14 protein-coding genes are annotated in these 20,148 nt (G+C 54.7%); 9 read left to right on the top strand and 5 right to left on the bottom strand.

What is annotated here, in order from left to right:
* The first annotated feature begins 32 nt into the window (after positions 1-32).
* Positions 33-2,240, top strand: a complete 2,208-nt coding sequence (locus WD071_RS00955; RefSeq protein WP_368046409.1) for a DUF349 domain-containing protein — start codon at positions 33-35, stop codon at positions 2,238-2,240.
* 32 nt (positions 2,241-2,272) lie between these two features.
* On the opposite strand, the gene WD071_RS00950 is transcribed toward WD071_RS00955, so the two are convergent.
* Complete coding sequence (locus WD071_RS00950; protein ID WP_368046408.1) at positions 2,273-3,427, bottom strand: 1-acyl-sn-glycerol-3-phosphate acyltransferase; 1,155 nt, start codon at positions 3,425-3,427, stop codon at positions 2,273-2,275.
* Positions 3,428-3,540: 113 nt separating this feature from the next.
* Complete coding sequence (gene sbcB / locus WD071_RS00945) at positions 3,541-4,995, bottom strand: exodeoxyribonuclease I (RefSeq protein ID WP_368046407.1); 1,455 nt, start codon at positions 4,993-4,995, stop codon at positions 3,541-3,543.
* Positions 4,996-5,132: 137 nt separating this feature from the next.
* On the opposite strand from sbcB, the gene WD071_RS00940 reads away from it, so the two are divergent.
* From WD071_RS00940 to WD071_RS00930, 3 genes are read left to right on the top strand one after another with little or no spacing between them, the layout of a single operon-like run.
* Positions 5,133-6,146: an aspartate carbamoyltransferase gene (locus tag WD071_RS00940; RefSeq protein WP_368046406.1), complete on the top strand. Its 1,014-nt coding sequence runs from the start codon at positions 5,133-5,135 to the stop codon at positions 6,144-6,146.
* 41 nt (positions 6,147-6,187) lie between these two features.
* Positions 6,188-7,303, top strand: a complete 1,116-nt coding sequence (locus WD071_RS00935; protein WP_368046405.1) for a PilT/PilU family type 4a pilus ATPase — start codon at positions 6,188-6,190, stop codon at positions 7,301-7,303.
* A 36-nt stretch (positions 7,304-7,339) separates the two neighbouring features.
* Positions 7,340-8,602, top strand: a complete 1,263-nt coding sequence (locus WD071_RS00930; RefSeq protein ID WP_368046404.1) for a nitrate- and nitrite sensing domain-containing protein — start codon at positions 7,340-7,342, stop codon at positions 8,600-8,602.
* Between the two features lie 13 nt (positions 8,603-8,615).
* Here the strand turns inward: WD071_RS00930 and WD071_RS00925 are convergent, their stop codons facing one another.
* The 3 genes from WD071_RS00925 to WD071_RS00915 are packed head-to-tail and all read right to left on the bottom strand — an operon-like array spanning position 8,616 to position 11,896.
* Positions 8,616-9,494 carry an ABC transporter ATP-binding protein gene (locus WD071_RS00925; protein WP_368046403.1) on the bottom strand — a complete coding sequence of 293 codons (879 nt, stop codon included), beginning with the start codon at positions 9,492-9,494 and terminating at the stop codon, positions 8,616-8,618.
* Positions 9,495-9,516: 22 nt separating this feature from the next.
* The gene (locus WD071_RS00920) at positions 9,517-10,518 is read right to left on the bottom strand and encodes an ABC transporter permease (protein WP_368046402.1); all 1,002 of its coding nucleotides are present in this window, start codon (positions 10,516-10,518) and stop codon (positions 9,517-9,519) included.
* A 40-nt stretch (positions 10,519-10,558) separates the two neighbouring features.
* Entirely contained in the window at positions 10,559-11,896 is a 1,338-nt protein-coding gene (locus WD071_RS00915) for a CmpA/NrtA family ABC transporter substrate-binding protein (protein ID WP_368046681.1), read from the bottom strand.
* Between the two features lie 614 nt (positions 11,897-12,510).
* Here WD071_RS00915 and nirB point away from each other — a divergent pair.
* From nirB to cobA, 5 genes are read left to right on the top strand one after another with little or no spacing between them, the layout of a single operon-like run.
* Positions 12,511-15,036 (top strand): nitrite reductase large subunit NirB, encoded by a 2,526-nt coding sequence (gene nirB, locus WD071_RS00910; RefSeq protein WP_368046401.1) that lies wholly within the window; start codon positions 12,511-12,513, stop codon positions 15,034-15,036.
* A complete protein-coding gene (nirD, locus tag WD071_RS00905; RefSeq protein WP_368046400.1) occupies positions 15,036-15,392 on the top strand; it encodes a nitrite reductase small subunit NirD in 357 nt (118 codons plus the stop codon). Before nirB ends, nirD begins: the two co-directional genes overlap by 1 nt.
* Before the next feature lie 11 nt (positions 15,393-15,403).
* Positions 15,404-16,651, top strand: a complete 1,248-nt coding sequence (locus tag WD071_RS00900; RefSeq protein WP_368046399.1) for an NAD(P)/FAD-dependent oxidoreductase — start codon at positions 15,404-15,406, stop codon at positions 16,649-16,651.
* Complete coding sequence (locus tag WD071_RS00895; RefSeq protein ID WP_368046398.1) at positions 16,648-19,344, top strand: molybdopterin-dependent oxidoreductase; 2,697 nt, start codon at positions 16,648-16,650, stop codon at positions 19,342-19,344. Before WD071_RS00900 ends, WD071_RS00895 begins: the two co-directional genes overlap by 4 nt.
* The gene (cobA, locus tag WD071_RS00890) at positions 19,338-20,132 is read left to right on the top strand and encodes a uroporphyrinogen-III C-methyltransferase (protein WP_368046397.1); all 795 of its coding nucleotides are present in this window, start codon (positions 19,338-19,340) and stop codon (positions 20,130-20,132) included. Before WD071_RS00895 ends, cobA begins: the two co-directional genes overlap by 7 nt.
* Positions 20,133-20,148 lie beyond the last annotated feature (16 nt).

Genomic DNA, 20,148 nt, shown 5'->3' with positions numbered 1-20,148 from the left:
TATACGTGGCCGAGTAGGGAGAGCAGTGATATATGACATCGTCAACAGAACCGGGAAACACTGAGCCAGTGAACCAGACAGCATCAAAGTCAGAGTCAGAGACGCCAATACAAGAACCGGCAGCAGAGCCACAGACCGCTGCTCCCGGGCCGCGTGACCAGGCCAATGCCAATGACGACGCCGCGTTGGATGCGTCACCCGCTGACACCACGGCCACTGACAGCACCGGCGACGTGCGGCATACCGACGAGGGTGCCAGCGCCAGCGACGATTCAGGTGCCACCAGCAATGACTCAAATGCCACCAGCGACGATTCAAGTGCCACCAGCGACACCGCAACTCCGCAGCCGACAGTGGTAAAACTGTCGGAAAAAGAAAAACTGCAGAAAGCGGCCGCCGCGACCTCCTACAAAGATCTGCCTACACTGCTGTCGTTGCAGAAACGCCTGCAACGATTGATGACACCTGATGTAGATGTAGAGCACACAGCGAACGACCCGGATGTGCCAGAGCATGATACCGGGCCGACGGAAAATACTGCCGCCTCAAACCCGACCACCGCGCAAACAGATGAAGATCTTGTCCAGGTTGCCGGACAGCTGGGGGCGTTAATAGCCGAACATCATGCCTGGCAACAGACCCTTAGCAATGAAGTCGAGCGCTCTGTTACCACCATGAGCTCATATATTGCAGACGGACGTGTGCGTGAAGCACAAAGCCTTTGGGACCGCAGCCAGAACTCAATCAAGCGTCTGGCCACCGACGAGCAGGAACGCTTGCAGGCACAGCTGGCCCCCTTGAAGCTGGAATTGAACAAACTGCTGGACTGGAAAAAGTTTGCTTCCTCGGAAAAGAAAAAAGAATTAATCGAAAAAATGGAGGCCCTGACCACAGACGAATCGGCGCCGCCACAGAAAGCCAAACTGATACGTGCACTACAGGACGAATGGAAGCTGCTGGGCCACTCTGACGACAATGATGAGTTATGGACCCGCTTCAGCGAGCTGGCCAAAGTCGCGTTTGAACCCTGCAAGATATACTTCAAGGAACGCAAAGAAAAGCAGGCAGCCAACCTGATAGCGCGCAACAATATCTGTGAACAGCTCGAAGCCTACGCTGAGACCATGGACGCGGACGCGGTCGACCTGGCCGAAGTATCAAAGCTGGAAAACCAGGCGCGTGAAGACTGGAAAAAATACGCGCCGGTGGCACAGGCCAAAATCAAAAATCTGCAAAAACGATTCAATACTGTGCTCAGCGACCTGCGCCAGAAGAAGCGTCATGCCCTGCAGGCCCACAACGCCCAAAAACAGGCATTGATTGAGCAGGCTCAGGCATTGCTTACGCAAGAAGATTTACCGGCAGCCATTCAACAGGCAAAAACCCTGCAGCAGGACTGGAAAGCCCTGGGTGCGGGCTCCTTCAAGGATGACCGCAAACTGTGGACTGACTTTCGTGCTGCCTGCGACGCGCTGTTTGCACGCCGCGATGCCATCAGCAAGGAACAGAAACAACAGCAGCGCCAGGTATCGTCTGTCGCACGCGACCATTTAAAAAATATCGCCGCATTGCTCAGCCTGAGCGACGAAGAGTTCAGCCAGTCACGTGGTCAGTTCAATACACTGTCACGGGAATTCCGCGCCGCGCTGACGCCTGACCTGAAAGCAGAGCGAAAACCTCTGCAGGATCAATTTAACCAGCTCAGCCGCAAGTACGAAACACGGCTACGTACCACACCCGACAAAAAGGATCTGCAGTTGATGCAGCAGGTACAGGCCAAAGCGGCACTGTGTCAGGCGCATGAGGAGACGCTGTTGACCGGAACCACGCCGGAAATATCCAGCGAAGCACTGGAAACTGCCTGGAACGAACTGGAACGCATTGGTGATGCAGACATTGAAAAAGCCATGAAAAAACGTTTCACCCAATTGCTGCAGCAACTGGAAAAACCGACTGAATGGCCAGCCATGGCAGCAAAACAGGAAACCAGAGCACGTGAATTATGTGTGGCGGCGGAGATCATGAGCGGAGTTGACACGCCGTCATCCGACAAAGCCATCCGTATGCAGCAACAACTCAACCAGCTGCAGCGTGGCCTGGGGCGCATGCCGCTCACACAGAAGGACAAGTTGCAACAAATGCAGCAGACCGATCTGGAATTCTTGTGCATTGGCCCTTTGCTTCCGCTCAGCCGCAGCACCCTGCAAAATCGACTGCAGCACATTCGCCAGAAAATCTGATGCTGGCAGCGGGCGTTTCCAAAATCCCGCTTTCAGTCAGTGTAGCGACTGATCACCGGATTGGCATACATCAGCCTGACATGGTGCTGTACGCCCGGTGACATTATCGCCAGACGCTCATTGAACTGTGTCAGGACGGCGGGATCGGGCTTGAAATTCTCCAATGCCTGCCTGCCTTCGTCTGACAGTTCCGGAACCGAAGCGGGTGAATGCTTTTGTAACTGCTGCAAAGCCAACAGATTGGTCTGCTGCAGCAGATAATTGGTCACGACCTGATGATCAACCTTCGTGGCAATCGTTTCATCATCCATCGCGGAATCCAGCACCAGCTCATCACCAAACGCGACATGTACATGGCCTTTGAAGCCCACCATACCAGTGACAATGCTGTTGATGTCACTCTGTTCATCTTTCTGGTACACGCCGGTTTCCTGCTTCTGATGTAGTTCGTCGCCTTTGAGAGCATCGCAGGGATCAAACTCATATGATATCGATACCGGCACAATATGCAGCGGTTTTAGCGCATCACCCAGCGCCTCAGGCCGGCGTGCCATGCCTAACATTTTCAGCAAGGCGGTATCCGTACGATCAATACCGTCTTTGGCCCTGCCCTCGCGCTGCGCGATCCAGACATTGCGTTTGATATCAACACAATGATGAATATATTCGGACAACTGTTTCGACGATCTCAATAAATCGCGCCCTTTTAATGAGCGTTTCACAATAAAACTTTTATTCAACCGCATCAGGTCCGTAACAAACGGACGTTTCAACAGATTATCACCGATGGCAATATACAGCGTGTCAAACCCGGCGTGGTACAACATGTAATTGACAAACGCCGGATCCATGGCAATGTCGCGGTGATTACTGATAAACAGATAGGATTTGTCATGTGACAGCTTGTCCAGGCCGCTGTTGGTCAGGCGCGAGGTAGTGCGCTCGATCATCTGGTCCATGTAACCGGCAATAACATCCTGCATCGATTTAACGCTGTTGACACTTTTTAACTGGGTGGTCAATCTGTGCCGGGTCAATAACAACAACAGGGATGGCAACCAGCGATAGAGTGTCGGGTGAGTGAAACTGGCGATGCTGCGGATGAAATCGCGGTCCGTCAGCAAATTATCCAGCACCGGACGAATCTCTTCGTCATGGTAGGGCCTTATATCCTTGAATGGATCCATGATGGGTCAACCAGTCTGTTGCCGGGCTAGTAACCGGGCTCTTGTCCGCGGGTTTTAAAACACAGCTAAAACAGCACCTGTGATCAGATTGCGCGCGATTCTAACCATTTTCCTCAGACCTGGCAAACATCGTTGCGCCACTGCTGCAGGTCTGCCAGAAGCCGGCGCTGAGAGCTATCCGCACTGCCTTGCTGTAATTCAGCCAGCAATTCATCAAACGTTGCCAGATCCGGCCCGGCACCCGGCACATCACTGCTCCGTGTCAATCGAAGATGACAAAACTCACGCCAGGCCTGCTGCTCCGTCTCAGTCAATGACCGTGGGAAATTACGCGCCCGGTAGCGAAACAGCATTTCCGGCAACCGGGCGTCACTGAACGCCGCTACCAGTTGTGCAGACTCGGATGCCAATTCCTGCGCCGTCATCTGTCGAACCTTTGCCATCAACCGCTTATCCGTAGCACTGAAGAAGCCACCGGCATACAACATAAAATCGGGATCCGAGAGAGGGGCGAATTCCGGACGAGCGGCGAAAGCCTCAACCACCCGAGCCATAAACTCAGGCGCGGCATATATGGCCTGCCAATGCTCGCGTGCCTGCGCCATATCAATTTCCAGTTGTTGTGCCCGGTCTTCTTCCAGCACCGCAGGCGACGCCAGTATCGGACAGCGATTGGTGTGCAACACCTTGACCGGCAGCCGCGACTGCCCCTCAGCAAGCTCATCACGTGAGGTGAACAGGCTAGCCCGCAGCTGTTCCGTGCTCATAGCGAGCCACGGCGCCGGGTCAACCCGCAGGTCATAAAGCAGCACACCATTGCTATCCACCGGATGCGCCGCCAATGGCATGGTCAACGCCAGACAGCCCAGACGTGCCGGGTACATGGAAGACACATGCAATACTGGCGTGTGAGCTGCGATATCCAGCAATTCGTTGACCTTGTGTTTGCTGCGCAAGCCAAAAGCATAGTCATACAAGCGTGGTTGCCGGTTCCGCACCAGCTTTGCCATAGCAATGGTCGCGCGCACATCAGACAGGGCATCGTGCGCATCCTGGTGTGCGATGCCATTGGCTGCACTGAGCTCTTCCAGGCGGAACGATACACTGCCGTCATCTTTCCGTGGCCAGACAATACCATCCGGGCGCACAGCATGACACAGGCGCAACATGTCGATAATGTCCCAGCGTGAATTTCCGTTTTTCCACTCCCGCTCGTAGGCATCATAAAAATTGCGGTACAACAGCTGACGCGTCAGCTCATCATCAAAGCGGATGCTGTTGTAACCTGCAACACAGGTCTGCGGCCGACTGAACTGCTCATGAATCTGACGGATGAATTCGGTTTCGGGCAAGCCCCGCTGACCTGCCAGCTGCGGTGTGATGCCCGTTATCAGGCAGGCCTGGGGGTGCGGCAGCATATCGGCGGCAGGCTGGCAATAGATGACCAGAGGCTCATCGATTTCGTTGAGATCGAGATCGGTGCGGATGCCGGCGAACTGCGATGCCCGGTCACGTCGGGCGTCGCTGCCAAAAGCCTCGTAGTCGTGCCAGTAAATACTTGCTGCCATGCCGTATCCGTCCTGCTCCGGGCGCTTAAAACAACGACTATAACACAGACAATTTTTGCATAGCATTCGGCGGCTCGTCGTCAGATGTAGTACTATTTGCAACAGCCGTTTAACCGATGAAAAAAGGATCTTGCCCTATGCGTTTCCCCGGAGCCCATATTCTCAGCGTCACCCAGTTCGAGCGCGCCGACGTGGAACGCATCTTCGAGGTCGCAGACAACATGAGGCCCTATGCGCACCGGGAGCGCATGACCAAGGTGCTGGACGGCGCCATCATGGGCAATATGTTTTTTGAGCCCAGCACCCGCACCCGGGTGAGCTTCGGCTGCGCCTTCAACCTGTTGGGCGGTGAAGTACGCGAAACCACGGACATCAAAGCCAGTTCACTGACCAAAGGTGAGTCCCTGTATGACACAGGCCGGGTCATGAGTGGCTACAGCGACATTATTGTCATGCGGCACCCACAGGCGGGCTCGGTCGCCGAATTTGCCAGGGCCAGCCGGGTGCCGGTGTTAAATGCCGGCGATGGCCCCAATGAGCACCCCAGCCAGGCTTTGCTTGACCTGTATACCATCAAGAAAGAGCTCAAATCACGGCAGCAGACTATCGATGGCATGCATATCGCCATGATCGGCGATCTCAAACATGGCCGCACGGTGCATTCACTGTCAAAGCTTGTTGGTCTTTACGAAAAGGTCAAATTTACCCTGATATCCCCCGCCGAGTTAGCCATGCCAGCCGACACAGTCGATGCCTTGCGGCAGCGGGGACATGAGGTGGTCGAAACCGAAGACATGGAAAAAGGCCTGGTCAGCAATGACATCGTTTACCTCACCCGTATTCAGGAAGAACGATTTGGCAGCAAAACGGAAGCCGACCTTTACCGGGGACGCTTCCGTCTCAACCAGGCTATCTATACGCAATACTGTCAGCCCAATACCGTCATCATGCATCCCCTGCCCCGCGATTCGCGCGAGGATGCCAATGAGCTGGACAACGATCTCAATCAGCACCCCAGCCTGGCAATCTTCCGGCAGACTGACAACGGTGTTCTGGTTCGCATGGCTCTGTTCGCACTGACACTGGACGTTTGTGAGCAAATCGACAAATCTTCGCGCGAAGTCAACTGGTATACCGAACGACGTTTCTGAGCAACACCTGAGAACGCCACAATCACAGCCGGAGCAATCGAATGCAATTCTCAGACATGTTAAAGACCATGGTGGCACAGGAAGCCTCTGATCTTTTCCTTACCGCTGATGCTGCCCCCAGCATCAAGGTATTCGGGCACATGAAGGCGCTCTCTGAGCACACCATGAGCGCTGTTGAGGTGGAAAAGACCGCCTTCGCCATCATGTCTGCCGATCAACGTGAGCAGTTTGCCCAAGAGCCGGAACTCAATCTGGCCATTGCCGAGCCGGACATCGGTCGCTTTCGGGTCAACATCTTCCGTCAGCGCGGCCACCTCGCCATGGTGATCAGGCATGTTAAAACCGACATTCCTGCACCTGAGACCCTTGGCCTGCCTGTGACACTGCAACAATTAATGATGGAGAAGCGCGGCCTGCTGCTTTTTGTTGGCGCCACCGGTTCTGGCAAATCCACCTCGCTGGCTGCATTAATCGACTATCGCAACCGGAACTCCGACGGCCACATCATTACCATTGAAGACCCTATTGAGTTCCTGCACCCACACAAGCAATCCATTATCAGTCAGCGCGAAGTCGGACTGGATACGGTCAGTTATGAAGCCGCGTTAAAAAATACCTTACGCCAGGCGCCGGATGTTATCCTCATCGGTGAAATCCGCAGCCGCGAAACCATGGAGCACGCACTGGCCTTTGCCGAAACCGGTCATCTGTGCGTCTCCACCCTGCATGCCAACAATGCCAATCAGGCGCTGGACCGTATCATCAATTTTTTCCCGGAAGAACGCCATAAACAACTGTTTCTGGACCTGTCACTGAATTTACGAGGCCTGATTTCGCAACGACTGATTCCGTCTTCAGATGGCAAGCGCGCAGCCGTGTTTGAAATTTTGCTGGGCACACCGCGCGTCAGTGATCTGATCAAACAGGGCAAGATTGAAGAAATCCGCGAAACCATGGAAAAGTCTTCCGGGCAGGGTATGATGACCTTTGACGCGGCCCTGTTGTCGCTCTACCAGAGCGGTCGTATCACGCTGGATGATGCATTGGCAAACGCTGATTCCAGGAATAACCTGCGCTTGAAGATCGAGCTGGCCGATGGGTCATTATCAACGCCTCAGACAAATGATTCAGGACTTTCACTGCGACCCAAGGATTGAAGCTGAGTACTCAGGGAGAACACAGAGGAGATGATCATGGAAAGGTCAAATGCTGCCGATTACCTGCTCAGAGCCAGATACTGTGAAATAAAAGGTCTGGAAAATTTCCTTGTCCTCAGCGATCTGGTGTCAACAACCAGCTCATTGATACATGAACTGCAGCGCGAACGGGGTGCCTCCAACCTGGTTCTGGGTTCTGCCGGCGCGCGTTACGTCCCCGAACTGACCGCCTTGCGCGCCATGGCAGACCAACAGGTGCAGGCTTTCGAGACAGTACTGAAATCTCTCGATCAGGATCACCTGCAGATTCCTTCGGCAAGCCGCTTCTTCAGCCATATCGCCTACGCGGTCCATTTGTTGTCCGCTGTCGACCAAATGCGCCGGCAGGTTGACAACAACGAGCTCACGACGGTCGACTGTACTGATCTGTACAGCGCCGTTGTCCAATCTTTGCTCAACATCGTCTTTGAAACTGCCGACTCAGCATTGAATGCCGTTATCAGCCCTGCCTTGTCGCGCGCACTGGTTGCCATATTCAATTTCATTCAAGGTAAGGAACTTTCCGGTCAGGAACGGGCATCAGGTGCCGCGGGTTTCGCTGCGGGTCAGTTCAGCAATAAACACGTTGCTCATTTAGCGCATCTGATTGAGGCGCAGGAACGCTGCTTTGAGATTTTCAGGGAGTTTGCTGACAATGCTTCGCTCACAGACTGGAACACATTGTCGACAGCCCCCTGCATGATCGAAATCAATGAGCTGCGGCATTATGCCTGCACCCAGGGTAACAACCCGATATTAAACAGCACTTACGCAGAGCGCTGGTTTACTGCACAAACCCTGCGCATCGACGCAATGAAAGAAATCGAAAACAGCTTGCACAAGAATCTTGCCACACGATGCAAGGAAAAACTGGAAGAAGCCCGCGAAGGCCTCGATATCAACAAAATGGTCATTGAATCCTTGCCGCAACATGGCACTGGCAGTGAGGAATCGTTCCTGCTGGTGCGAGCCAGTATCCTGCCCGCACAGACCCCTGGCAGCAACAGCGGTCGTTCGTTGATCGAACTCCTGCAGTCACAATCCCGTCGACTGCAGAGCATGCAGGGCGAACTGGACTCGGCGCGCTCGGCGCTGGAAGAGCGCAAGGTCATGGACCGCGCCAAACTGCTGCTAATGAAACATCGCGCTCTGACCGAGGAGCAGGCGCATCGCTTGCTCCGGGAAATGGCCATGAACCAAAGCCGGCGACTGATAGATATCGCACGCGCACTATGTGACAGCGAAAGCAACTGGCGCTGAGCTGGCCAGATCGTCAGGCGGCTGCGCGCGATTTCTCTTCTGCCTTCCTGTCCACGCCCTGCTCCCTGTCCGGCTGCTCCCCGTCCGGCTGCTCAATACCGCTTTGCTTGTCACCGCGTTGTTTGTCGTACAGAAAGCGTAACACTGACTGCCGGTAGTGGTTGTAGGTAGCATCTTCGGCCAGTGCCAGACGGTCGCGTGGCCGATCCAGTTCAATATCAAGTATCTGACCCACGGTTGCATCGGGCCCCACGGTCAACATGACAATCTTGTCAGACAGCAACACTGCCTCATCCACATCGTGTGTAATCATGATGACAGTGCTGTTAAGATTACTGTGAATCTTCATCACTTCGTCCTGCAGGTGCGCACGCGTCAACGCATCCAGAGCACCAAAGGGCTCATCCATCAACAGTACTTTAGGCTCCATGGCAAGGCAGCGAGCAATACCCACACGCTGTTTCATGCCACCGGATATTTCGTGGGGATATTTATCAATGGCATGTGCCATGTGCACCAACCCAAGATTGTAATGAATCCACTCCTTCATCTCTTTTGCGCTTTTCCTGCCCTTGAAGACCTCCTTCACGGCCAGCGCCACATTGTCATAAACACTCAACCATGGCATAAGGGCATGGCTCTGGAACACAACCGCCCGATCCGGGCTGGGTGAATCAACCTGTTTTCCCTCCAGGATAACACCGCCCTCAGTGGCCTGAAGCAGACCCGCGATGATGTTCAACACCGTCGATTTGCCGCACCCGGAGTGACCAATCAGGGAAACGAATTCACCTTTGGCGACATTAATATTGATGTTTGCCAAAGCACGAAACGGTTTGTTGTCCGTCTTGAATTCGACCCCTACCCCGCTTAACTGTAAATACGCTGACATGATTTTTTACTCCTTACTTCCGTTATCTCAATACTGACTGTTTGTCCCAGCTAATCCTGCGCTGAAGTAACAACATCAGTTTATCCAGTGCATAGCCGATAATACCAATGGCCAATACCGCTACCATGATCCGACCCAGCGAGTCCGAGCTGCCATTCTGAAATTCATCCCAGATAAATTTTCCCAGGCCCGGATTCTGTGCCAGCATTTCTGCCGCAATCAATACCATCCAGCCGGTCGCCAGCGACAGTCGCATACCGGTAAAAATCATGGGTATGGCGGAAGGCAGTACTATCTTTTGCACGTGCTTCCATGTCGGCAGGCGAATGACGCGACTGACATTCAGCAGATCCTTGTCAACACTGGCCACGCCTACCGTGGTATTGATCACCGTCGGCCAGAGACAGCACAGCGCCACGGTTATCGCCGAAGTCACAAAGGACTTGCTGAACATTTCATTCTCACTTACATACAGTGCACTGACCACCATGGTGACAAGCGGCAGCCAGGCCAGCGGGGAAACCGGCTTGAACACCTGGATGATCGGATTCACAGCGCTGTAGATGGACTCACTCAAGCCACACATGATACCCAGGGGGATCGCAATCATCATGGCAATCAGAAAACCAAACCCGACAGTAACCAGGCTGGTGCCTATCTGATCAATAAAGGTTGGGCGACCGGTGTATTCCCTGATTCTGACGTCGGCATCGGGGTCCTGTGCCAGGCGGTCTGCATTTCGCTCCTCCTGCCTGATATAGAAGTCCCGCTCCCGGTCTTTCTCCCGCAGATAGTCGCCATAGAGATTCTGGGCCTGGGCAACTACCTGAGCAGGGCCCGGAAACTGCCCTAGTGAGGTATTTATGTTGCTGGCAGCCGCCTGCCAGCACAACAGAAACACCAGGACACCACACATGGACAGTATCACACCTCGCAAAGCCTGTGAGAACGCCGATCCGGGAGACAGGTCAATACTTCCGGGCAGGGTGTAGAAACGTTTGATCAAACTGTTTACCCGATTCATAGAGATACACCTGATACGTATGAACAACTGTCTGGGAAAATCAAAGCACATCCTCCTTCAGACCTATCTCGAATAATTCGAGATAGGCATTAGGGAATCTACCGTTATATTTTACGCCGTCGATGAAGTCGTCCTGCGCTTCCTTGAAGCCACTTTCACTCTCAAAGTCCGGAAAGTCAGCAGCCGTCATCAGTCCATCTGCAATCAGCGCTTCTGCAGCACGTTGGTAAATTTCCGGCTTGTAGACACTGGCCGCTGTTTCCAGGTACCACTCGTCCGACCGGGGCTCAGATATCTGACCCCAGCGACGCATCTGGGTCAGGTACCAGATGGCATCAGAGTAAAAGGGATAGGTAGCATGATGGCGGAAGAAAACATTGAAATCGGGTACCTGAAGTACCTCCCCCTTCTCGTATTCGAAGGTGCCGGTCATGGAGTTTGCTATGACGTTGTAGTCAGCGCCCACGTATTCACTGCGCGACAGTATTCTTGCAGCCTCCTCCCTGTTGGCGTTGTTGTTCTCATCAAGCCACTTGCCGGCACGCAACATGGCTTTGACCAGGCGTACCGTGGTATTGGGATTTTCTTCGGTAAACGCCTGAGTCAGACCCAGAACCTTCTCAGGGTTGTTTTTCCAGATCTCGTAGTCGGTTATCACAGGCACACCAATGTCTCTGACGATGGCCTGCTGGTTCCAGGGCTCTCCGACGCTGTACCCCATGATGGTACCCGCTTCCAGCGTTGCGGGCATCTGCGGCGGCGGTGTCACTGACAACAGCACATCGGCCTGCAGGGTACCGGACACATCACCTTTATGGGGAGCATAGTAGCCGGGGTGCAAGCCTCCGGCGGCCAACCAATAGCGCAATTCGTAGTTATGGGTGGACACTGGAAACACCATGCCCATATTGAAGTTCTGGCCTGCATTGCGATAGTTTTCTACCACTGGTTTTAGAGCATCTGCTCCAACCGGGCGGACCACCTTGCCATTGTCCTGCCTGACCTGGGGTTTCATCTGCGCCCATACTTCGTTGGAGACCGTAATGGCATTTCCGTTCAGGTCCATGCTCAATGGTGTCACGATGTGGGCTTCAGTTCCGTATCCTATGGTCGCAGCCAGGGGCTGACCCGCCAGCATATGAGCCGCATCAAGCTGCCCGCCGATCACACCGTCCAGCAAAACTTTCCAGTTCGCCTGTGGCTGCAAGGTGACATAGAGGCCCTCGTCTTCAAAAAATCTCTTTTCGTATGCGATCGCAAGAGGCGCCATGTCTGTGAGTTTAATAAACCCTATCGTGAGTTCATCCTTCTCAGGCCAGCCCAGCGCCTCGTCGGCGTTGGCCTGCAGCGATACTGTCAGTGTCCAGAGCGCGGTCATAGTCCACAGCAACAGTAATTTCCTATAACTTAACAAGGTATCCGTCATGATAAAGTCCTCAACATCTGGCCGTTCGTCCAAAAAAAAACGCCTACAGACTGACCGGAACTCCGATCGTCTATAGGCGCCATTGCCCGACTCGAATTATGTCTGGTGCTAATTACACCAGGCCACAAACCTGACGATGCATTTACCATGCCACTCCCTCCTTAAAACGTGACAAGTGGTCCTGCCGACCTGTCTATACCTCGCTGTTTAGCTTCTGCGTCGGTTTCCACCGGGCATGGGATGCCGGCTGATGCACTGCCCGAACAGGCAGGTATATGCTTTTTTTTGGTGCGCGACGCACAAACAAATGGCACAAAAACCGCGTTTCAGATTCCCCCGGTTCGGAAAAACACTGACTCTACGGGCCTTGGGCACAGTGGCACGGGAATTGCTCAGTACCCAGTAAGTGGATCTGTTTACCAATGACGGGAATTTGATCCGCAACAGAATCAGACCATAACGACTACAGGGCAATGGCGCTCATAACACGAAACTCTCGTGTCATGAGCGCCATTTTTTTATGCCTGACATTCAGCTCGATATTCGGCTCGACAAGGAGACAGATAATGAACAGGCCAAAACTGGTAGTTATTGGCAACGGGATGGTAGGACAGCGGTTTCTCGAAGAATTGATCACGCATCATCACGGTTTTGACATCACGGTATTCTGTGAAGAAAACCGTCCGGCATATGACCGGGTTCAATTGAGCTCCTATTTTTCACACGCCAGCGCGGAAGATCTCTCGCTTGCCAGTGACACTTTCTTTGCCGACAACAACATTTCATTCCTGTGTGGCGAATCCGTTACCCGAATTGATCGCGACAGTAAAACTGTTGTCGGCAGCCAGGGCACCAATATTGACTATGACACGCTGGTTCTCGCCACCGGCTCATATCCCTTTGTCCCGCCCATTCCAGGCCGCGACAGGGAGGCCTGTCATGTCTATCGCACAATTGACGATCTGGACGCCATACGAAACTCGGCCCAATCCAGCAAAACAGGTGTCGTAATTGGCGGTGGCCTGCTGGGTCTGGAGGCCGCCAAAGCGCTCAAAGATCTCGGCCTGACAACACATGTTGTCGAATTCGCACCACAACTGATGGCAGTCCAGCTCGACAGTCGAGGTGGCGAGCTGCTGCGCCAGAAGGTGACAGAACTCGGCGTCGAAATTCACACCGGCAAGGCCACGCAGTTAATAGATGACGGCGACGGCCACCGACACAAACTGGTTTTCTCCGAAGGTGAACTGGAAGCCGACCTGGTGTTGTTTTCCGCCGGCATACGGCCCAGAGACGAGCTGGCCAAAGCATGCGGCCTGCAGATGGGCGAGCGTGGCGGGGTCGTGATTGACAACCAGTGTCGCAGCTCTGACCCTGATATCTATGCCATCGGAGAAGTAGCTGTGTGGCAAGGCAGTGTTTTCGGTTTGGTTGCGCCCGGTTATAATATGGCTCAGCAACTGGCGACGCTGCTATGCGGCGATGCAACGGTTGCGTTTGCCGGTGCGGACATGAGCACAAAGCTTAAACTGCTGGGCGTCGACGTCGGCTCCATTGGTGATGCCCACGCCAGAACACCGGGTGCACAGATTTGCGCCGTCGATGACAACAGCACCGGCACCTACAAAAAACTGATCATCAGCGAGGATGGTCGGCTCCTGCTCGGCGCTGTCCTGGTCGGTGATACCTCAGACTACGATACCCTCTTGCAGTACTGTCTGAACCGGATTGAGCTGCCTCCCTCACCCTTGGCGCTGATTTTGCCGGACAGCGGCGACAAGCCGGTGTTGGGTGTGGATGCCCTGCCTGCCAGTGCCCAGATCTGTTCCTGCAACAACGTCAGCAAAGCAACGCTGTGTGAGGCCATCAGCGCCGGGTGTACCAGCATGGGTGCATTAAAAACAGAAACCCGGGCCTCTGCTACCTGCGGCGGTTGCGCCACGTTGGTCAAGCAGGTTCTGAACGCAGAGCTGAAGCGTCAGGGTATCCATGTCAATGATCACCTGTGCGAGCATTTCCCCTATACACGGCAGGGTCTCTATCATGTAGTGCGCGTCAATCAGGTCCGCAGTTTCGACGAGCTTGTGAGTCGCTTTGGCAGCGGTGAGGGCTGTGACATCTGCAAACCCGCTGCAGCTTCAATTCTGGCCTCGTGCTGGAACGACTATATCCTGGACCCGAAACATGTCGGTTTGCAGGACACCAACGACAACTTCCTTGCCAATCTGCAAAAGAACGGCAGTTATTCAGTGGTCCCACGCGTACCCGGTGGGGAAATTACCCCCGACAAGCTGCTGGTGTTAGCTCAGGTTGCACAAAAATACGACCTGTACACCAAAATCACCGGTGGACAGCGAATTGATCTGTTTGGTGCAAGAGTTGACCAACTTCCCCTGATATGGAAAGAGCTGATCGATGCCGGCTTCGAATCCGGGCATGCCTACGGAAAATCCTTGCGCACGGTCAAATCCTGCGTTGGTTCAACCTGGTGCCGATACGGAGTCCAGGACTCCGTGCGCATGGCCATTTTTGTTGAGGAACGCTATCGCGGCCTAAGATCGCCGCACAAACTTAAAATGGCCGTGTCGGGCTGTACCCGGGAGTGCGCCGAAGCACAAAGCAAGGATGTTGGCATTATTGCCACCGAGAAAGGCTGGAACATGTATGTCTGTGGCAACGGCGGTATGCGACCGCGTCATGCCGAACTCTTCGCCAGTGACCTGGATGATGAATCACTGATCAAATACATTGACCGGCTGCTGATGTTTTATATCCAGACCGCAGACCGGCTACAACGCACATCAGTCTGGCGCGACAACCTGGAGGGTGGCCTGGACTATCTGCAGGACGTGATCATCAATGACTCACTGGGCATAGCCGAGGAGCTTGAAACTCAGATGCAGGCTGTCATAGATACCTACGCCTGCGAATGGAAACGGACCATTGAGGACCCTGACGCACTGAAACGTTTCCGCCCCTTCATCAACGCCGACAGTGCGGATGAACAGGTAGTCTACGTTCGTGAGCGCGGCCAGAAACGCCCCGCACGCTCTGAAGAGACCAACAACATAACCCTGGTGGAGACAGTCTGATGAGTACTCATGCTACCGCACGTCAGCAAAACCTTGAATGGATTGATATCTGCGCTGCCAGTGATGTTGTTGCCAACACCGGCGTTGCGGCACTTGTCGAGGGTAAACAGATTGCCATTTTTAATACGCGCGCCGGCTGGTATGCCATAGACAATCACGATCCGTTCAGCCAGGCCAATGTGATCGCCAGAGGTATTGTCGGCGACATCAAGGGTCAACTGGTTGTTGCCTCGCCAGTCTACAAACAGCATTTCTGCCTCAATACCGGGCAGTGCCTGGAAGATGACAGCGTAGCGCTGAGCGTGTACCCGACCAATATCAGCGATGACCGCGTCCAGATCGCGATACAACGATAAGAGCCCGGCCCATGAAACAAACAAAGAAACTTGTCATTATAGGCAACGGCATGGCTGGCAGCCGTTTGCTGCAGGAGCTGGTCAAGCTCGACAACGAACAGTTGTCGATTACCGTCATCGGCGCCGAACCGGGTCCAGCCTATAATCGCATCCTGCTCTCGTCGTGGCTATCGGGACAGGTCAGCGAAGCCGAAATGGCATTGGCGACCCGTGACTGGTATCAGCGACATGAGATACGCGTGTATGACAATGACCCGGTCATCCATATTGACTGCAAACAGAAACAGATTACAACATACACAAAAAACGTAATCGATTGGGACTACCTGGTACTGGCAACCGGGTCCCGTGCGAACCGGCTCAATGTGCCAGGTCGCGAAGCTAACGGCGTCATGTGTCTGCGCTCGTTGCAGGATGCCAGAGACCTTCATAAACTGATTCGCCCAGACGCCAGCGCCGTTGTCATCGGCGGCGGCCTGCTGGGCCTGGAGGCCGCCTGCAGCCTGGCTGATCAGGGCATGTCTGTGACCGTGGTGCACAATGCCGGATGGCCAATGAACCGGCAGCTGGATGAAGAAGCAGGCAACCACCTTGCCGACAGTTTGCGGCTGCGCGGCATCCGTTTTCACGGCGACGCAAACTGCTCTCATTTCAACACCACCGATAACGGCAGTCAACTCGCGAGCCTGGAGCTGGCGGACGGCACTGTTCTGCCTTGCTCGATTGCCATCATGGCGCTCGGTATTACCCCGGAGGTCGAACTGGCACATACCATCGAGCTGAAGACAGACCGGGCGATAAAAGTAGATGCCTGGCTGCAAACCAGTAAACCTGACATCTTTGCCCTCGGAGAATGCTGCCAGATCGGCGAAGACGTGTTCGGTCTGGTAGCACCTGTCTATCAGCAGGCACGCATTCTTGCCATGGTACTGAACACCTGCGCGTCATCCTACGCTAATGCCAATATCAGGGCTCTGCCCTGTTACCATCACCAGCCCACGCCAACCCGGCTCAAAGTCAGCGGCGTTGATGTTTTTTCCGCCGGCGATATCAACACCAGCGCACACAACAAGAGCATGATCTGGCGTGATGCGCAACAAGGTCACTACCGGCGCCTATGGTGGCGCGACAATACCCTCCAGGCAGTCGTCATGTTCGGCGACGTCAGCGATGGCAATCGTTATGCGCAACTGATCGAAACCCAACGCATAGTGGCATCCCGCAGCCAGGAAATGTTCGGCCTGGGGGACAGCGCATGAACAAACGTACCACCTGTCCCTATTGCGGTGTTGGTTGTGGCCTGATTGCTGACCCGACAGACACACAAGAGCATATCGCCAAACTCACCGGTGATCAGCAACATCCGGCCAATCGGGGCAGGCTTTGTGTCAAGGGCAGCTCATTGCATGAAACGCTGGGCATGGAAACACGACTGCTCAAACCTCAGCTTTACGGCAACGAGGTTGATTGGGAGCAGGCGCTGGACGAGGTTGCCGAGCGATTACAGCGCTGTATTCGGGAACACGGCCCTGATTCAGTGGCCTTTTATGTATCGGGGCAGCTGTTGACCGAAGATTATTATGTTGCCAACAAGCTGATCAAAGGCTTTTTGGGCACTGCCAACATCGATACCAACAGCCGTCTTTGCATGTCAACTGCGGTAGCTGCCCACAAACGTGTGCTCGGCAGTGACACCGTTCCTGGTTGTTATCAGGACCTTGAGCTGGCAGATCTGTTGATCATTACCGGCTCCAACATGGCCTGGACACACCCGGTCATTTATCAACGTATCGCCGCAGCCAAACAGGCCCGCCCGGAAATGCGCATCGTGGTCATTGACCCGCGCCGCACCGCCACGGCTGACATCGCGGATCTGCATCTGGACCTGGCGCCCGGCAGCGACGCCAGCCTGTTTACGGGCCTGTTCTCACACTTGCTGGCTTCAGACGCGCTTGATCACTCGTTTATCGACAAACACACCGAAGGGTTTGAAGACGCACAACATCGAAGTCGCGCCGCTGCGATGGACCTGGCAACCACGGCACAGCGTTGTCAGCTGGACAGGGAAAAGCTGCAGACATTTTACGACTGGTTCACTCAGACAGAAAAAACTGTGACCGTTTTCTCACAGGGCATCAATCAATCGATCAACGGTGTCAGTCAGGCCAGCACCATACTCCATTGCCACCTGGCCACCGGCAGAATCGGTAAACCCGGTGCCTGTCCATTCTCGATTACCGGCCAGCCCAATGCCATGGGCGGGCGCGAAGTGGGCGGATTGGCGAATCAGCTGGCCGCGCACATGGATATCGAGAACCCGGCGCACCGCCGGATTGTGGGAAATTTCTGGGGCAGTGACAGACTTCCCGTGCGCCCCGGCCTGAAGGCTGTCGAACTGTTTGATGCTGTGGCCGATGGCAAGGTCCGGTTTATCTGGATCATGGCAACCAACCCGGTGGTATCCATGCCCGAGGCCGACAAAATCAAAAAGGCATTGACGAACTGCGACTGTGTCGTGGTCTCTGACTGTGTGGCTGACACCGATACCCTGCGTCTGGCAGACATCCGTTTACCGGCTGCTGGCTGGGGCGAAAAAGACGGCACGGTGACCAACTCGGAGCGATGTATTTCCCGGCAACGCGCGTTCCTGCCGCTGGCGGGCGACGCAAAACCGGACTGGTGGATTATCACGGCAGTCGCCAGACGACTGGGCCTTGGTAAACAGTTTCCCTATCAATGCGCCGCCGATATATTTCGCGAACACGCGCTGTTGTCGGGTCAGGACAACGCTGGTGGTCGCGATTTTGATATCAGTGGATTGGCCATGCTCGACAACGATGCCTATGACCAGCTTGCACCGACGCAATGGCCCTACCCCGTCGCGGCAAGAGCCGGCCGGGCACGCATGTTTGAAGACGGTCGTTTTTTTACCAGATCCGGTCGGGCACAATTTGTTGACACCACTCCCTGCCAGGCATACAGCAGCGACAAGCGGTGGCCTTTAGTGCTCAATACCGGTCGTATACGCGACCAATGGCATACCATGACACGAACAGGTCTGAGTGCCCGGTTGCAGCAGCATGTACCAGAACCATTCGTGGAATTGCATCCGGACGATATGGCCAGGCTTGGCATTCAGCCTCAGCAACTGGTGCAAGTCCGTAACGAGCTGGGTAGCTGCACAGTCAAAGCCAGGGCAACAACGGCCCAGCAAACCGGCACCGCATTCATGCCAATACACTGGAATGATTGTTTTACCACCGCTGCCCGCCCCTGCGTTTTGATTGAATCCCGATTTGATGCCATTTCCGGACAACCTGCGTTCAAACAAACCGGTGTTGCTGTTAGCCCCCTGCCGTGCCGCTGGCACGCAACATTGATCAGCCGCCACCGTATTGATCTGCCCACGCACGTTTATTGGAGCAGTCGCCGCAATACCGACTGGCATATTACAACGCTCGCCGGTGATTGCGACCTGGATATTGCCACACTGAAGACACAGTGGGCGTCACCGGGCAGAACCTGGGCAGAAATGGACGATGGCAGCGGCGATGAAATCCGACTGCTGGCCTATGACCATAACAAGCCCGTTATCTGGTTTGCCTCGCAGCGCGAGACCGCACCTGATATTGACGAACCCTGGCTGGTGGCTGCAATGCACGCCACCACGCTGAATGCCCTTCAACTGGCCGCTGGCAGAGCCTCCGGGCAACTCGCCAGTGGCGCCCTGGTGTGCAGCTGCCATCAGGTACGCGAGTCAACTATTGTCGACGCCATCGTATCCGGTTGCCGCAGTGTTGAGAGCGTAGGCGAAAAAACGCGAGCCGGCACCAACTGCGGCTCCTGTATACCAGAGATCACAGCCTTGCTGACAACCTCATCAACAACGACCACTTTATCCACAAAAACATCAACAACGACCGCTACAGCAACCACGGAGAACGTATGTTAAGCCTGCTATCACAACACCAGAACCAGCTGCCTGTCGGTGAAGTCTGGCTTGTCGGCGCCGGACCGGGCGACCCTGAACTGATCAGTGTCCGTGGACTCAGACTGATCCGACAGGCTGACGTGGTTGTTCACGATCGATTGGTCGCCGCGGAGCTGATCGATGAGCGTCGTAAGGATGCCCTGTGCATTGATGTTGGTAAACGACCGGGGCACCATCCGGTGCCGCAGCAGGAGATTGAACACATGCTGATCAGCCACGCGCGCGCGGGCAAATCAGTGGTACGTCTGAAAGGTGGCGATCCTTTCATTTTTGGCCGGGGCGGGGAAGAAATGCTGGCCTTGCGCGCCGCCGGTATCAGGACACATGTGGTGCCTGGCATCACGGCGGCATCAGCTTGTGCCGCATCGGCCGGTTTCCCGCTGACGCAACGCCATACCGCGAACAATGTCTGCCTGACCACCGCACATCATTGCGACGAACGCGATACCAGCAACTGGTCATCACTGGCTGGCGACAGTTCGCGGACGCTGGTTTTCTACATGGGGCTGTCTGCTCTTGGCCGAATTCGCAACAACCTCGTACAGCACGGCATGAACGCTGATACACCTTGCGCGCTGATCGAAAACGGCAGCAAACGCCAGCAACGCACGGTTTATTGCAGTCTGCGTCAAATCGCCGATCTGGCGGCTCAGCATAAATTACAGACCCCGTGCCTGCTGGTCGTCGGCAACGTGGTAAGTCTGGCAGAGGAATACCAGAACCAGAACAGAGCTGTATCAGCAGCCTGAAGTTTTCAGCACTCAT

Origin of the sequence: Pseudohongiella sp. (genome assembly GCF_040877505.1) — a bacterium.
Lineage (GTDB): Bacteria > Pseudomonadota > Gammaproteobacteria > Pseudomonadales > Pseudohongiellaceae > Pseudohongiella.
This window is presented reverse-complemented; position numbering and strand designations above follow the sequence as displayed.

Excerpts from the sequence above, each read along its gene's own strand:
- WD071_RS00955 (WP_368046409.1), top strand. The coding sequence starts at position 33 with ATGACATCGTCAACAGAACCGGGAAACACTGAGCCAGTGAACCAGACA.
- WD071_RS00950 (WP_368046408.1), bottom strand. The coding sequence starts at position 3,427 with ATGGATCCATTCAAGGATATAAGGCCCTACCATGACGAAGAGATTCGT.
- sbcB (WP_368046407.1), bottom strand. The coding sequence starts at position 4,995 with ATGGCAGCAAGTATTTACTGGCACGACTACGAGGCTTTTGGCAGCGAC.
- WD071_RS00940 (WP_368046406.1), top strand. The coding sequence starts at position 5,133 with ATGCGTTTCCCCGGAGCCCATATTCTCAGCGTCACCCAGTTCGAGCGC.
- WD071_RS00935 (WP_368046405.1), top strand. The coding sequence starts at position 6,188 with ATGCAATTCTCAGACATGTTAAAGACCATGGTGGCACAGGAAGCCTCT.
- WD071_RS00930 (WP_368046404.1), top strand. The coding sequence starts at position 7,340 with ATGGAAAGGTCAAATGCTGCCGATTACCTGCTCAGAGCCAGATACTGT.
- WD071_RS00925 (WP_368046403.1), bottom strand. The coding sequence starts at position 9,494 with ATGTCAGCGTATTTACAGTTAAGCGGGGTAGGGGTCGAATTCAAGACG.
- WD071_RS00920 (WP_368046402.1), bottom strand. The coding sequence starts at position 10,518 with ATGAATCGGGTAAACAGTTTGATCAAACGTTTCTACACCCTGCCCGGA.
- WD071_RS00915 (WP_368046681.1), bottom strand. The coding sequence starts at position 11,896 with ATGACCGCGCTCTGGACACTGACAGTATCGCTGCAGGCCAACGCCGAC.
- nirB (WP_368046401.1), top strand. The coding sequence starts at position 12,511 with ATGAACAGGCCAAAACTGGTAGTTATTGGCAACGGGATGGTAGGACAG.
- nirD (WP_368046400.1), top strand. The coding sequence starts at position 15,036 with ATGAGTACTCATGCTACCGCACGTCAGCAAAACCTTGAATGGATTGAT.
- WD071_RS00900 (WP_368046399.1), top strand. The coding sequence starts at position 15,404 with ATGAAACAAACAAAGAAACTTGTCATTATAGGCAACGGCATGGCTGGC.
- WD071_RS00895 (WP_368046398.1), top strand. The coding sequence starts at position 16,648 with ATGAACAAACGTACCACCTGTCCCTATTGCGGTGTTGGTTGTGGCCTG.
- cobA (WP_368046397.1), top strand. The coding sequence starts at position 19,338 with ATGTTAAGCCTGCTATCACAACACCAGAACCAGCTGCCTGTCGGTGAA.